Origin of the sequence: Pseudomonas sp. Irchel 3H9 (assembly GCF_900187495.1) — a bacterium.
In the GTDB taxonomy this organism is placed as follows: domain Bacteria; phylum Pseudomonadota; class Gammaproteobacteria; order Pseudomonadales; family Pseudomonadaceae; genus Aquipseudomonas; species Aquipseudomonas sivasensis.
Genome location: NZ_FYDK01000006.1, coordinates 199093 through 213056, shown reverse-complemented (window position 1 = coordinate 213056; position 13964 = coordinate 199093). Strand labels below are relative to the sequence as shown.

The 13964-nt window shown below is 58.9% G+C and carries 14 protein-coding genes; 10 read left to right on the top strand and 4 right to left on the bottom strand.

Translation table 11 applies throughout. The features are described 5' to 3' along the window. Positions 1 to 8: 8 nt before the first annotated feature. The 8 genes from CKW32_RS21655 to CKW32_RS21625 all read left to right on the top strand — a co-directional run bounded on the left by CKW32_RS21655 (position 9) and on the right by CKW32_RS21625 (position 8738). Positions 9 to 1019 carry a Gfo/Idh/MocA family protein gene (locus tag CKW32_RS21655; protein ID WP_095185948.1) on the top strand — a complete coding sequence of 337 codons (1011 nt, stop codon included), beginning with the start codon at positions 9 to 11 and terminating at the stop codon, positions 1017 to 1019. 136 nt (positions 1020 to 1155) lie between these two features. After that, the gene (locus CKW32_RS21650) at positions 1156 to 2184 is read left to right on the top strand and encodes a Gfo/Idh/MocA family oxidoreductase (RefSeq protein WP_095185947.1); all 1029 of its coding nucleotides are present in this window, start codon (positions 1156 to 1158) and stop codon (positions 2182 to 2184) included. A gap of 128 nt (positions 2185 to 2312) precedes the next feature. Beyond that, the gene (locus CKW32_RS28350; RefSeq protein WP_163033238.1) at positions 2313 to 2489 is read left to right on the top strand and encodes a hypothetical protein; all 177 of its coding nucleotides are present in this window, start codon (positions 2313 to 2315) and stop codon (positions 2487 to 2489) included. Between the two features lie 48 nt (positions 2490 to 2537). After that, a complete protein-coding gene (locus CKW32_RS21645) occupies positions 2538 to 3473 on the top strand; it encodes a sugar ABC transporter substrate-binding protein (protein WP_095185946.1) in 936 nt (311 codons plus the stop codon). A gap of 65 nt (positions 3474 to 3538) precedes the next feature. After that, positions 3539 to 5092 (top strand): sugar ABC transporter ATP-binding protein, encoded by a 1554-nt coding sequence (locus tag CKW32_RS21640; RefSeq protein ID WP_032885787.1) that lies wholly within the window; start codon positions 3539 to 3541, stop codon positions 5090 to 5092. Positions 5093 to 5150: 58 nt separating this feature from the next. Then, entirely contained in the window at positions 5151 to 6173 is a 1023-nt protein-coding gene (locus CKW32_RS21635) for an ABC transporter permease (RefSeq protein ID WP_032885788.1), read from the top strand. Positions 6174 to 6554: 381 nt separating this feature from the next. Further along, positions 6555 to 6959, top strand: a complete 405-nt coding sequence (locus tag CKW32_RS21630) for a TraR/DksA C4-type zinc finger protein (RefSeq protein WP_010564800.1) — start codon at positions 6555 to 6557, stop codon at positions 6957 to 6959. A gap of 96 nt (positions 6960 to 7055) precedes the next feature. Beyond that, positions 7056 to 8738, top strand: a complete 1683-nt coding sequence (locus CKW32_RS21625; RefSeq protein WP_371854019.1) for a methyl-accepting chemotaxis protein — start codon at positions 7056 to 7058, stop codon at positions 8736 to 8738. A gap of 57 nt (positions 8739 to 8795) precedes the next feature. Here CKW32_RS21625 and CKW32_RS21620 read toward each other — a convergent pair whose 3' ends face one another. The 3 genes from CKW32_RS21620 to CKW32_RS21610 all read right to left on the bottom strand — a co-directional run bounded on the left by CKW32_RS21620 (position 8796) and on the right by CKW32_RS21610 (position 9716). After that, positions 8796 to 9032, bottom strand: coding sequence for a DUF2789 domain-containing protein (locus CKW32_RS21620; protein WP_032885790.1), 237 nt, complete (start codon positions 9030 to 9032; stop codon positions 8796 to 8798). 72 nt (positions 9033 to 9104) lie between these two features. Continuing rightward, complete coding sequence (locus tag CKW32_RS21615; protein WP_032885791.1) at positions 9105 to 9335, bottom strand: hypothetical protein; 231 nt, start codon at positions 9333 to 9335, stop codon at positions 9105 to 9107. 114 nt (positions 9336 to 9449) lie between these two features. Next, on the bottom strand, positions 9450 to 9716 hold the full coding sequence (locus tag CKW32_RS21610; RefSeq protein ID WP_163033237.1) for a hypothetical protein: 267 nt from the start codon (positions 9714 to 9716) through the stop codon (positions 9450 to 9452). Between the two features lie 420 nt (positions 9717 to 10136). Here CKW32_RS21610 and CKW32_RS21605 point away from each other — a divergent pair, with 420 nt between their 5' ends. Then, positions 10137 to 10586 carry a hypothetical protein gene (locus CKW32_RS21605; RefSeq protein WP_032885792.1) on the top strand — a complete coding sequence of 150 codons (450 nt, stop codon included), beginning with the start codon at positions 10137 to 10139 and terminating at the stop codon, positions 10584 to 10586. A 132-nt stretch (positions 10587 to 10718) separates the two neighbouring features. Further along, on the top strand, positions 10719 to 11720 hold the full coding sequence (locus CKW32_RS21600; protein WP_032885793.1) for an ABC transporter substrate-binding protein: 1002 nt from the start codon (positions 10719 to 10721) through the stop codon (positions 11718 to 11720). Between the two features lie 68 nt (positions 11721 to 11788). Here CKW32_RS21600 and CKW32_RS21595 read toward each other — a convergent pair whose 3' ends face one another. Beyond that, positions 11789 to 13915 carry a TonB-dependent siderophore receptor gene (locus CKW32_RS21595; protein WP_095185944.1) on the bottom strand — a complete coding sequence of 709 codons (2127 nt, stop codon included), beginning with the start codon at positions 13913 to 13915 and terminating at the stop codon, positions 11789 to 11791. Positions 13916 to 13964 lie beyond the last annotated feature (49 nt).

Genomic DNA, 13964 nt, shown 5'->3' with positions numbered 1-13964 from the left:
GTGTTTGTATGTCTTTGAAGCTTGGAGTGATCGGTACCGGCGCCATTGGCCGCGACCATATTCGTCGTTGCAGCCAGACCTTGCTCAACAGCCAGGTGGTGGCGGTGACCGATATCAACCTTGAGCAGGCCGCCAAGGTGGTTGCGGAGTTTAAGCTGGACGCCGAGGTGTATCCGGACGGCCACGCGCTGATCAACTCGCCGCAGGTGGAAGCGGTGCTGGTGACCTCGTGGGGCCCGAGCCATGAAGAATTCGTGCTCGCGGCCATCGCCGCCGGCAAGCCGGTGTTCTGTGAAAAGCCGCTGGCGGTGACTGCCGAAGGCTGCCGCAAGATCGTCGAGGCCGAAGTGGCCTACGGCAAGCGCCTGGTGCAGGTGGGCTTCATGCGCCCGTATGACGAAGGCTATCGCGCCCTCAAGGCCGTGATCGACAGCGGCCAGATCGGCGAGCCGTTGATGCTGCATTGCGCGCACCGCAACCCGACGGTGGGCGAGAACTACAAGACCGATATGGCGATCACCGACACCCTGATCCACGAGTTGGACGTGCTGCGCTGGTTGCTCAACGACGACTACGTATCAGTGCAAGTGGTGTTCCCGCGCAAGACCAGCAAGGCCTTGGCCCACCTGCGTGATCCGCAGATCGTGCTGCTGGAAACCGCCAAGGGCACCCGTATCGATGTGGAAGTGTTTGTGAACTGCCAGTACGGCTACGACATCCAGTGCGAAGTGGTAGGGGAGACCGGCATCGCCAAATTGCCGGAGCCTTCACAAGTGCAATTGCGCAGCGGTGCCAAACTGTCGAACGCAATTTTGATGGACTGGAAGGACCGTTTTATCGGTGCCTATGACGTGGAGTTGCAGGCCTTCATTGATAGCGTGCGCGCCGGGCAGGTGGGTGGGCCGTCGGCGTGGGATGGGTTTGCGGCGGCGGTGGCAGCGGATGCGTGTATTGAGGCGCAGGGCAGTGAGCAGATTGTGAAGGTGAGCTTGCCGGATCGTCCGCACTTCTACGGCTAACACTCGGTCAATGTGGGAGGGGGCTTGCCCCCCGATAGCGGTGGGTCAGCAATAAATTTGTTTCTGATCCACCGCTATCGGGGGCAAGCCCCCTCCCACAGTTGATTGGGTTTCCAATTCAACTCAGGAGTTGATCATGCGAATCGGACTAGTCGGCTACGGCCACGGAGGGCGCTTTTTTCATGCGCCGCTGATTGCGACTTTGCCGGGTGCGACGTTTGTCGGCGTGGTGACGCGCTCACCAGAGCGGCGCCAGCAATTAAGTACTGATCTTCCAGGTGTGAAGGCCTTTGACAGCATTGGCCAGATCGTCGAAGCCGGTGTCGATGCGCTGGTCATTTCCACCACCCTCAAGGGCCGCCCGGCGCTGGTGCTGGAAGCCATCGAACACGGTGTGGCGGTGGTCAGCGACAAACCCTTTGCCGCCAACGCCGAACAGGCCCAGGCGCTGATCACCGCTGCCGAACGCCATGAGGTGTTGCTCAGCGTCTATCAGAACCGGCGCTGGGACTCGGATTACCTGACCTTGCGCAAGCTCATCGACGCCGGTGCGCTGGGCACCATCACTCGTTTCGAATCCCGCGTGGAACGCTTCAGCCCTCAAGCGGTGGGCAATGCCAGTGGCGGGGGTTGGCTGCGTGATCTGGGCAGTCATCTGGTGGACCAGGCGCTGCAATTGTTTGGCCCGGTGGACCGGGTGTTCGCACAATTGCACTACACCGCCGAACACCCCAGCGTCGACCACGGTTTCTTCATCTCCCTGACCCATGCCAACGGAGTTATTTCCCATCTGTGGGGCAACGCCCTGCAAAACAGCCAGGCCCCGCGCTTTCGGGTGAGTGGCACCTTGGGTTGTTACACGGTGGACGGGCTGGATGGCCAGGAAGAAGCGTTGATGGCGGGCAAATCGCCGAAAACCGAAGGCGAGCACTGGGGCGCCGAGGAGCACCGCCGCTGGGGCTGGTTTGAGCAAGGTGATGAGCGTGAACGGGTGCCTTCAGAAAAGGGCTGCTGGACGCAGTTTTACCGGCAACTGCAAGCGGCCGTGCAAGGGCAGGGACCCTTGCCGGTAGACGCCTATGACGCGCTGGAAACCACCCGTATATTGGACGCCGCACGCCTGAGCGCCGAGCGTCAGCAGGTGGTTTCAACAAAAATAGAATAAAATTCTAAAACAGGTTGATATGGAAATTATTTTCCAATAAAGTCTTTTCCAGGTTGCATAAAGTACGTCTTGGGCTCGACCCCGGCGACTCAACAAAAACAAGATCAAAAACAACCAGGTACCGTCAGATGAAAATCTTCAACGCTGTACTGCGAGTTTTACGCCCTGCCCACACGCCCCGCGGTCTGCCCCGCGCCCGGCCGTTCTACTTCTCCTTCCTTAATGTGCTGTGCGTCGAAAACCAAGGCGCGCTGGTCTGCTGCATTCCTGGCGCCCCGGTCGTTCGACTGCCCGCCGAGCTCTGATAAACGCAACGTCCAAAAAACCAACAAGAAAGTGGAGACAGACCGTTCATGAAGACCCCGATCCGTTTTACCGCGCTGGCTTTATCCATGATGCTGGCCAGCGGTTTTGCCAGCGCCGCCGACATCAAGGTCGGCGTGAGCATGTCCGCGTTCGATGACACCTTCCTCACTTACCTGCGCGAAGACATGGATAAGCAAGCCAAGTCCTATCCCAAGGGCGACGGCGTGCAGTTGCAGTTCGAAGACGCCCGCGCCGATGTGGTCAAGCAACTGAGCCAGGTCGAGAACTTTATCAGTCAGAAAGTCGACGCCATCATCGTCAACCCGGTCGACACGGCTTCCACCAAAAACATCATCAACGCCGCGACCAAGGCGGGCATCCCGCTGGTGTTCGTCAACCGCCGTCCGGACCAGAAAGACCTGCCCAAGGACGTAGTGGCCGTGACCTCCGATGACGTCGAGGCCGGCAAGCTGCAAATGCAGTACATCGCTGAAAAACTCGGCGGCAAGGGCAAGATCGTGATCCTGCTGGGCGACCTGGCGAACAACTCCACCACCAATCGCACCAAGGGCGTGAAGGAAGTGTTGGCCAAGTACCCGGACATCAAGATCGAACAGGAACAGACCGGTATCTGGCTGCGGGACAAAGGCATGACCCTGGTCAACGACTGGCTGACCCAAGGCCGCGAGTTCAATGCGGTGTTGGCCAACAACGATGAGATGGCGATCGGCGCATCCATGGCCTTGAAATCGGCTGGCAAGGAAAAAGGCAGTGTGCTGATCGCGGGGGTCGACGGTACGCCGGACGGCTTGAATGCGATTACCAAGGGTGACATGGCCGCCTCCGCGTTCCAGGACGCCAAGGGCCAGGCGGTGGGCTCGGTGGAAGCGGCGCGCAAGATGGCCAAGAACGAGCCGGTCGAGCAGAACGTGATCATCCCGTTCCAACTGATCACTCCGGAAAACGTCGCCAAGTTCAAGTAGCCCAGACATAACAACAATGAACCGGCAGGGCGGTCGTGCCCGCCCTGCTGATGGAGTACCTCCCTATGCTCGCTCAAGCCGTTGTCTCGCAGCCTCCCGGTATCCAGCCGCTGGCGCAGGAAGAACCCTACCTGCTGGAAATCGTCAACATCAGCAAAGGCTTTCCCGGCGTCGTCGCCTTGGCCGACGTACAACTGCGTGTGCGCCCCGGCACGGTGCTGGCGCTGATGGGCGAGAACGGTGCGGGTAAATCGACCTTGATGAAAATCATCGCCGGTATCTATCAGCCGGATGCTGGCGAAATCCGTCTGCGCGGCAAGCCCATCGTCTTTGAAACACCCCTGGCGGCCCAGAAAGCCGGGATCGCGATGATCCACCAGGAACTCAACCTGATGCCCCATATGAGCATCGCCGAAAACATCTGGATCGGCCGCGAGCAGCTCAACAGCCTGCACATGGTCAACCACCGCGAAATGCACCGCTGCACTGCCGAGTTGCTGGCGCGCCTGCGCATCAACCTGGACCCCGAGGAACACGTGGGTAACCTGAGCATCGCCGAACGGCAGATGGTCGAGATTGCCAAGGCCGTGTCCTACGACTCCGACATCCTGATCATGGATGAACCGACTTCGGCCATTACCGAAAAGGAAGTGGCCCACCTGTTTTCGATCATTGCCGACCTCAAGTCGCAGGGCAAAGGCATCGTCTACATCACGCACAAAATGAACGAAGTGTTTGCCATCGCCGATGAAGTGGCGGTGTTCCGCGACGGCCATTACATCGGCCTGCAACGTGCTGACAGCATGAACAGCGACAGCTTGATCTCGATGATGGTGGGTCGCGAGCTGAGCCAGCTGTTCCCGGTGCGCGAGACGCCTATCGGCGAGTTGCTGATGTCGGTGCGCGACTTGACCCTGGATGGCGTGTTCAAGGACGTCTCCTTCGACCTGCATGCTGGCGAGATCCTCGGTATTGCCGGGTTGATGGGCTCGGGCCGTACCAACGTGGCGGAAACCATCTTTGGCATCACCCCAAGCAGCAGCGGGCAGATCACCCTGGATGGCGCGCCGGTACGCATTACCGACCCGCACATGGCCATCGAGAAAGGCTTTGCGCTGCTGACTGAGGACCGCAAGCTCAGCGGCCTGTTCCCGTGCCTGTCGGTGCTGGAAAACATGGAGATGGCGGTACTGCCGCACTATTCGGGTAACGGTTTTATCCAGCAGAAAGCCCTGCGTGCGCTGTGCGAAGACATGTGCAAGAAGCTGCGGGTGAAAACCCCGTCTCTTGAGCAGTGCATCGACACCTTATCCGGCGGCAATCAGCAGAAAGCCTTGCTCGCCCGGTGGTTGATGACCAATCCGCGGTTGCTGATCCTGGATGAGCCGACCCGAGGCATCGACGTCGGTGCCAAGGCCGAGATTTATCGCCTGATCTCCTTCCTCGCCAGCGAAGGCATGGCGGTGATCATGATTTCCTCGGAGCTGCCTGAAGTGCTGGGCATGAGCGACCGGGTGATGGTGATGCACGAGGGTGAACTGATGGGCACCCTGGACCGTGCGGATGCGACCCAGGAAAAAGTCATGCAGTTGGCCTCCGGTATGACCGTAGTCCACTGACGAACAGCCGTGCGGGCCTGCGGTTGGTCCGCACCATAGAATAAGAAGGTGATTGGCTATGAACGCGATAACAGACAACAAGCCTGCCACGGCACCGGTCAAGAACCGGCGGCGACTGCCCACCGAGCTGAGTATCTTCCTCGTGCTGATCGGCATCGGGCTGGTGTTTGAGTTGTTCGGCTGGATCGTGCGTGACCAGAGCTTTTTGATGAACTCCCAGCGGCTGGTGCTGATGATCCTGCAAGTATCGATCATCGGCCTGCTGGCCATCGGGGTGACGCAGGTAATCATCACCACGGGGATCGACCTGTCTTCGGGCTCGGTGCTGGCGCTGTCGGCGATGATTGCCGCCAGTTTGGCTCAGACTTCTGACTTTTCCCGGGCGGTGTTCCCGTCGCTGACCGATCTGCCCGTGTGGATTCCGGTGGCGATGGGGTTGGGTGTGGGGCTGCTGGCAGGGGCGATCAACGGCAGCATCATTGCTGTCACCGGTATCCCGCCGTTTATCGCGACCCTGGGCATGATGGTTTCGGCCCGTGGTCTGGCGCGTTATTACACGGAAGGCCAGCCGGTGAGCATGCTCTCGGACTCGTACACGGCTATTGGTCATGGCGCGATGCCGGTGATCATTTTCCTGGTGGTGGCGGTGATCTTCCATATTGCCCTGCGCTACACCAAGTACGGCAAGTACACCTACGCCATCGGCGGCAACATGCAGGCGGCGCGGACCTCGGGGATCAACGTCAAGCGTCACCTGATCATCGTCTACAGCATCGCCGGCCTCCTGGCAGGCCTGGCAGGTGTGGTGGCTTCGGCACGCGCCGCCACGGGTCAGGCGGGCATGGGCATGTCTTATGAGCTGGACGCGATTGCGGCAGCGGTCATCGGCGGCACCAGCCTGGCGGGCGGGGTAGGGCGTATTACCGGTACGGTGATCGGCGCGCTTATCCTTGGGGTGATGGCCAGCGGGTTTACCTTTGTGGGGGTGGATGCGTATATCCAGGACATCATCAAAGGCTTGATCATCGTGGTGGCGGTGGTGATCGACCAGTACCGCAACAAACGCAAACTCAAACGCTGACGCGGTACAAACTGTGGGAGGTGCGGTGCGACGATTCGACTGAGGGCAAGTCGAATCGTCGCACCGCACCTCCCACATTTAATCATCAACAGTCTGTTTCAACCGTTTGTCTTCTATATAGCTCCACAACACTGAATTTCTTGCTATAAACGCACTCCGATAACCATTCGCCAAGCCCGTCCTGGTGCCTTTTGGGGTTGTATCGGTAAAAATGCCTGTCTTTTCAGTTGCTGCGCCCTCAAGTCGGCCTTAGACTGCCGCCCCTCGTAAATTGAGTGCCGGGTGGCGCTTGGAATGGATGGCGCCCTTCCGAGACCTGCAGAGGTCGGCCGGAACGCTCCCTTATTCGCCTTAATGCACGTATTTTTTATAGAGAAATCAATGACAAAGGAAAAGTTGCTGGCCATGCCGGCGGATGACTACATGAATGCCGAACAGCACGCTTTTTTTGAGCAATTGCTGCAAGACATGAAAGTGGAGCACCACGAGCGCATTGAACAGAACCGTATCGCCATTGAAAGCCTGGACACTCCGGCTGACCCGGCCGACGCCGCTTCCGTTGAAGAAGAGCGCACCTGGCTGGTAAACGCCATCGACCGCGACCAGCGCATGCTGCCGCAGCTTGAGCGTGCACTGGAACGCATCAAGGAAGATTCCTTTGGCTGGTGCGATGACAGCGGTGAGCCTATCGGCCTCAAGCGTCTGTTGATCAGCCCGACCACCAAGTACTGCATCGAAGCGCAAGAGCGCCACGAGCAGATCGACAAGCATCAGCGCCAAGCCTGATGCGGTGAAGCTGGGGGCCGCCCGCGCGGTTCCCCAGAGAAAGACCCCCGTTACGCCCGTCTATTGATCTGCTGCAGCCCACCCCACTAAAGGCCCATGGATAATGGCCCGATAGTGGCGTTAAATGCAGACACAATAACGACAAGCAGTGGGGTAATGAAGATGGCTGGAGACGGAACTCTGATGGGCGCAGCAGTGCCACCCCAAGCGGTGGTGCGCGGGTTGCCCGGCTGGTTGATGCCGCTCTTGCAGAGCACTGCCCTGGTGCTGGGACTGCTGGGCCTTGCTTATGCCAGCCTGCCGTTGTACCTCTGCCTGCCACTGGCCTTGCTGGTCATCTGGTTGCCCCGCTTGAAAAGTCCCAAGCCTGTGATCGAGCAGTCTGCCGCCATCGATGCGATAGGCGAGCTGACCCGCGACCTGTCCTATACCACCAGCCATAACGCACTGTCCGCCGCCGGAGTGGCCTATTCGGTCAAGCAGCTGGCTGCGCGCGTGCAATCGCAATTGAGCGCCGCCAAGCAGATTGTCAGCAGTGCCGAAGTGATGATCGGCACCGAAAAAGTCACTTCCCAACTGAGCCGCGAGGCTTTGGATGCTGCCAGCCAAGCCCATCAGCGCAGCACTGAAGGTCGTGAAGTTCTGGCCCAGTCGATCATCCGCATGCACCAGCTCAGCCAACGTGCCAATGCCAGCCGCGAGTTGATCGAGGCGTTGAGCCAGCGCAGCGAAGAAATCCAGCGCGTCACTCTGGTGATCCAGTCCATCGCCAGCCAGACCAACCTGCTGGCGCTTAACGCCGCCATTGAAGCGGCGCGGGCGGGCGAGCATGGGCGCGGGTTTGCCGTGGTGGCGGACGAAGTGCGTGGCCTGGCCGGTCGTACGGCCACCGCCACCGATGAAGTTGGGTTGATGGTGGCGGACATCCAGCAGCGCACGGCTCAGGTGGTGGAGCAGATTCGCCAGTTGTCCGCGGACTTACACACCGGTGTCGAGCAGGTGGAGCAGGCTGGCGAACAACTGCACAGCATCGCCAGCCTGGCGGCGGATGTGGAAGGGCAGGTCAATGAGATCGCCCAGGGCGCCGACACCAACCGCGCCCAGCTCGACAGTTTGTTCCACGCCGTTGAACAGATGCGCAGCGACCTGGATATAAGCGACCAGCAAACCCGCCAATTGGCCGACGCCGCTGTGCAAATGGAAGGGCAGGCGGAAACCATCAGCGAACGCCTCGCCGAGGTCGGGCTCGATGACTATCACCAGCGTGTCTACGACCTGGCGCGGGAGGGGGCTGGCCGCATTGCCGAGCAGTTCGAGGCGGATGTGCAGCAAAACCGCATCAGCCTGGACGACCTGTTCGACCGCAGCTACACGCTGATCCCCAAAACCAGCCCGAGCAAGTACCACACGCGGTTCGACGGTTATACCGACCAGGTGTTGCCGGCGATTCAGGAAGCGCTGCTGCCACGTCACGAAGGGTTAGTGTTTGCGATTGCCTGCACGCCCCAAGGCTATGTGCCGACCCACAACAACGCGTTTTCCCAGGCGCTGACCGGTGATACCCAAGTAGACGCGGTGCAGAATCGGACCAAGCGCAAGTTCGACGACCGCACCGGGATTCGTTGCGGCAGCCATCAACAAGCGGTGTTGTTGCAGACCTACACCCGCGATACCGGCGAGTTGATGCACGATTTGTCGGTACCTATCATGGTCCGTGGGCGGCATTGGGGTGGCTTGCGTCTGGGCTATAAGCCGGAGGCGGCGAAGGCTGTGCGTTAGGCACAGTTACAGGTAGGGCAAGCGCCTGCGAGCCGCAGGCCGCCTGCGTCGAGTGGGTTACTGCGGTTGATGCAGGCGCTGGTTGAGCTCATCTACGGGGATGGCCCAGTCAGCGTCTTCACGCAGTTCTTCCTTCAGAAACTGAGCCTGTTGCGGCGTCCAGAACGGTGCGTCGATCAACTTCACGTCGTCACTCAGCGGGTGCGCGACAATGAAGGCGTCGATGGCTTGCGGCGACGAGTCCAGGCCCAGTTGTTCGAATAACGTTTCGAGTGTAGGTATTGGCGCGTCCATATCGGTCTCCCTGCAGGTTTCTAGATGGTTATGCATGGGAGGCTTGTGGCGCGGTAGAGTTCGATCGGATTGTCAGGAGGTCAGCGCGCCTGAATCCACCGCAGTCTTGAGCGCCTGGGCGGATTCTTTTCCAGCGATGGCGGCGGAATCCAGCGTCTTGAACCAACGGTCCTTTTCCACCTGATGCGTGGTGACAGTGGTCAACGGTGGCTTGGCGCGCATCACGATCACTGCTTGAAACTCACCGTCTACTTCCCTTGCGTCGCCGTGGATGAAAAATTCGCCAATATCAAATTCCGTCACGTATAGCCTTCCCTTCGAGGTAACCAACTGCACTGATGAAACCTGACCCGAACGGGGCCAATTTCAATGGACAGGCCAGTATGGCAGTTGTTGAGGGGTGGCGGCGCAGTAAAGTCATCCGGGTGACGAAACGATCCCCCCGAGCAGGGAGGCCTCCAGCCGCTTGGCCAGTTCACAGGCCTCGATGTGGTCGCTGCGAAAGCCTTTGATCCTGCCGCTGGTCACTTCGCGGATATGAAAGAAGTTTCTTCCGGCGGGTACTACTTGGTAAAGAACTGATTGAGGGTACCCGTTGGGACTGTGCAAGCAGTAGTATGGATGTTCGTCCTGCCATGATGAACGAGTGCTGGAAGGCATAGCGTTGTATTGGCGTCGTTGCATGGTCAGCTCCTGTCGATCGATCTTTGTTGACCCAGCAGCAGCGTTACAGGTGGTTTTAACCTGTGTTGCTGTTTTAGTATTGTCGTCGGCAGTTGGCGTCTGGTTCCACGCCGAGGCGTTTTTTGTTTGTATACGCTGTCGGAAACTGCGTTTTTAATAGTGTTATTTTCTGAAGCGGGTCGACCAGTATTCTCTGGTTATTGAACCTGTGATCTCCTGCGATTCGCGATGACCTTGCATGAGGCCCATCGTGTGCGTCTGCACTAGTCTCCTGGAGCGCAGCCGCGAGATCTTCTTCAGTTTTTTCTATGATTGTGTTGTGTGATCGAGCCGAGATGGCCGTTTTTTTGTGCTGCCCGCTCTGGCGGACAGCGCTCTTTTCGATGTGGGGGCGTTTCCTTGGCAGTCAGTAATCTGGATATGCACGCGTTGTTCGTGCTGGGTGATTTGCGCGCAAAGTTGGTCAAACAGTTTCAATCCCGTTTCGTTTACATCACTGAGCAGACGCCGGAAGGCATCTACATCGCCGAAATAGACACGGAAGCGGCGATGGTCGTAGATGACAAGCCGCGCTTGGAACTCAAGGTGGGTGACCATTTTCGTGCCGCGGTATTGCCCAGTCGCGAAGGTGGCAAGTTCGAACTCAAGTTCCGCGATATCAAGTTGACGGTGTATGGCCTGGGCGACTATGCCTTTGTGTCGACGGCCGAAGGTCACGGCATCGTCTTCAAGGAAGGCCATAGCGTGATGCTGGTGTTTGCGGCCAATGAACAACTGCAGGAAGGCCTGACCAAAACCCTCAAAGCCGTGACCGGCAAGGCCGCCAAATGGCGCAAGGGTGAGCTGGTAACGTTCAAGGCCAGCGAATAGCCAACTAATACTGCGAACATCTCCTATCTCCCGGAACCTCTACTACAGTTGAGTTGACTTAACTATTCAGAGGCTTCGCGCATAGCAGCAAAGCCGTCCGCTGTTTGCTGCGATATCGCGAGGTGCAAGGGCATGAAAGGATTGAGAACGCTGTTGGCTGCGTCGTTTACGGCCCTGAGTCTGTCTGTCTCGGCCGCGCAGGCGCCGGTACACTTTGCCGACCTGAACTGGGAAAGCGGCAGCCTGATCACCGAAATACTGCGGGTGATTGTCGAGAAGGGTTATGACCTGCCCACCGACACCTTGCCCGGTACCACTATTACGCTGGAAACCGCCCTGGCCAAGAACGACATTCAGGTTATCGGCGAAGAGTGGGCAGGGCGCAGCCCGGTGTGGGTCAAGGCCGAGGCCGAAGGCAAGGTTGTCGGCCTGGGCGATACGGTCAAAGGTGCCACCGAGGGTTGGTGGGTGCCGGAATACGTGGTCAAGGGCGATCCCGCCAAAGGCATCAAGCCTCTGGCACCGGACCTTAAAAGCGTAAAAGACCTGGCTCGTTACAAGGACGTGTTCAAAGACCCGGAATCCCCAGGCAAAGGACGCTTCCTTAACAGCCCCATCGGCTGGACCTCGGAAGTGGTCAACAAGCAGAAGCTCAAGGCCTATGGCCTTGACGACAGTTATGTGAACTTTCGCAGTGGTTCGGGGGCGGCACTGGATGCCGAAATTGCCTCGTCGATCCGCCGTGGCAAGCCGGTGCTGTTCTACTACTGGTCGCCGACGCCCTTGATGGGCCGCTATAAGTTGATCCAGCTGGAAGAACCACCGTTCGATGCCGAGGCCTGGAAAACGCTGACGGATGCGGATAATCCTGATCCGAAGCCTACGCGGTCTTTGGCGTCCAAGTTGAGCATCGGTGTGTCTACTCCGTTCCAGAAGGAACACCCGCAGATTGCGGCGTTTTTCGAGAAGGTCGAGTTTCCGATTCAGCCGCTGAACAAAGCCTTGGCGACCATGAGCGAGAACCACACACCGCCACGTGACGTGGCTCAGGCGTTTATGAAAGAACACCCTGAAGTGTGGAAGGCTTGGTTGACGGAGGATGTAGCGGGGAAAGTTGAAGCCAGCCTGAAATGATCCGTAATGTGGGAGGGAGCAAGCCGAATCGTCGCACCGCACCTCCCACATTGTGAACACGTTGCTGTTTAGAACTTGGTTTGCACCGCCACTTCAAAGGTCCTCGGCGAACCGAGGTAGTAAGCCGGCGATACATGCGCAAACTCGGCATACACCTCATTGGTCAAGTTGCGCACCCGCCCAGTCACCGACGTGTGCGCATCCACGTTGTAGCGCAGGAACGTCCCGAACAGGGTGTAGGCAGGGACGGTCATCGTGTTGGCATTATCTGCGTACACTTCGGCGACATACCGCGCATCCACGCCGCCTTGCCAGTCCTCGGCGAAATCATAAGTCATCCACACATTCCCCACGCGCTTGGGCACGTTGGTCGGCGTATTGCCTTTACGCGAAACCACTGCGCCGCTGGCGATTTTCTCGTTGAACTCGTCGTACTCCGCATCCACCCAGGCGAAGTTGCCCTCTGCCAGAAGCTTTGGTGTGATGCGCAGCGAACTCGCCAGCTCGATGCCCTTGGACGACTGCGCGCCGACCGGGATGCTGGTGGTCGGGTCCTGTGGGTCGGTGACGGCAAAATCCTTGCGCTCAATCCTGTAGGCGGCCACGGTCGCCGAGCCACGCCCATCCAAGTAGTCAAACTTGCTGCCCACTTCCCACTGCTTGCCGGTCGAGACGTCGAACACCTGAGTGGTGGTAGTGGGCTGCTCGGCGGCGGTGCTGTATTGCACGTAGACATTGGCTGAGGGGATGAACTGGTACGTCAGGCCCACGCGGCCTGTCACCGGCTCCCAACGGCGCTTGAAGTGCCGTGGGTTAATAGCCGTGACAACGCGGTGGTTGGTCACATCCAGATCGATGGCGTCGTAACGCAGGCCGCTGAGCAGCGAGAGTTTATCGGTTAGGCCCAGTCGGTTTTCCACGAACAGTGCTTTGGTGGTGACTTCATTAGTCTTGTCCTTACCGAACTTTTCCTGGGTTCGCGGGATGTCGTAGAAGTGCCCGGGATTGAAGTCGTTTGGATCCACCGTGCTGTTACCCGGCATATTCCAGGGCGTGCTGGTGGTGCTGTTGACCTTGTACTCAAAGCCGCCGGACCAAGTGGTCGACAGGCCGAACAAGCTGTCGTCATGGCGCAGCTCGAACTGGTTGCCGTTCTGTTCGCCTTGATGGCGCACTTGGTAGGCTGTGGACCGGTTCACAGCGCTGTTATTGGTGGTGTACTGGTAGGTCTCCAGGTTGCGGTAGTCGCGCTGGCTGTCGAGGTGGTAGAGGGTGTTTTTCAGCGTGGTGCTGTCGTTGATCCGGTAGTCGATAATCGAGCGTGCCCACAGCGTGCGCTGTTCATAACGACCGTCTGCCACGTTGTAGTTGTTGAAGCGGTTGTGTGTGTCGATCTTCAGCTCGCCGGCCTTGGGGTTGAGCACCGGTGTACCCCAATACGGGCTGTCTTCGTGTTCATCCTGATACTCCAGGGCCAGGGTGTGTGACAGGTCGGGAGTGAGGTCACTGAGCAGGGAAAACGCCAGGCTCCAGGCATCGCGCTGAGCGCGGTCAATGTAGCTGTGATTGGTATTGCGGCTGACATCCAGGCGCGCATAGTGCTGCACCTCGGCACCCGGTTCGGTCAACGCTTGGTTCACGCCAAAAGCCATGCCGGCCGTGTCGTAGCTGCCATAGGTCAGTTGGCCTTCGGCGGCTTGATCCTCACGGGTCGCCAACTTGGTGACGTAGTTCAGTGAGCCGCCCACGGAGCCAGCGCCGTTGATCAAGGAGGAGGGGCCGCCGACCAGTTCCACCCGGTCATAGATCCACGCATCCACGGGACGCGCCAGGCCGGTGGCGACGTTGATCCCATTGAACATTTGGGTGATCTGGCTGCTGGTAAATCCACGATAAGACACAAACCCACCGAAACCCGGCGGTGCGCTGGCGTTGACGCCGGGCAGGGTGTTGGCTGCATCGCGGAAGGTCTTGGCGCCATGACGCTCGATATCGTTGCGATTGGCTATGGCCACCGACGCCGGGGTTTCCCGCACGCTCAATCCCAAGCGCGAAGCCACGCCGCTGGACTGATCCAGGGACAGGCCAGGCTCGGCAGTTGATTCTCCATCAATGGTGGTCGGGGCCAGCTCAATGGCCCAGGCGCAGACAGGCAGGCAGCCGAACAGGCCCGCCAACAGGGGTAAATGTTTCATAGTTGAATCCTGAAAAACTTGGCTTGAAAGCAATGCACAGCCGTCCGTA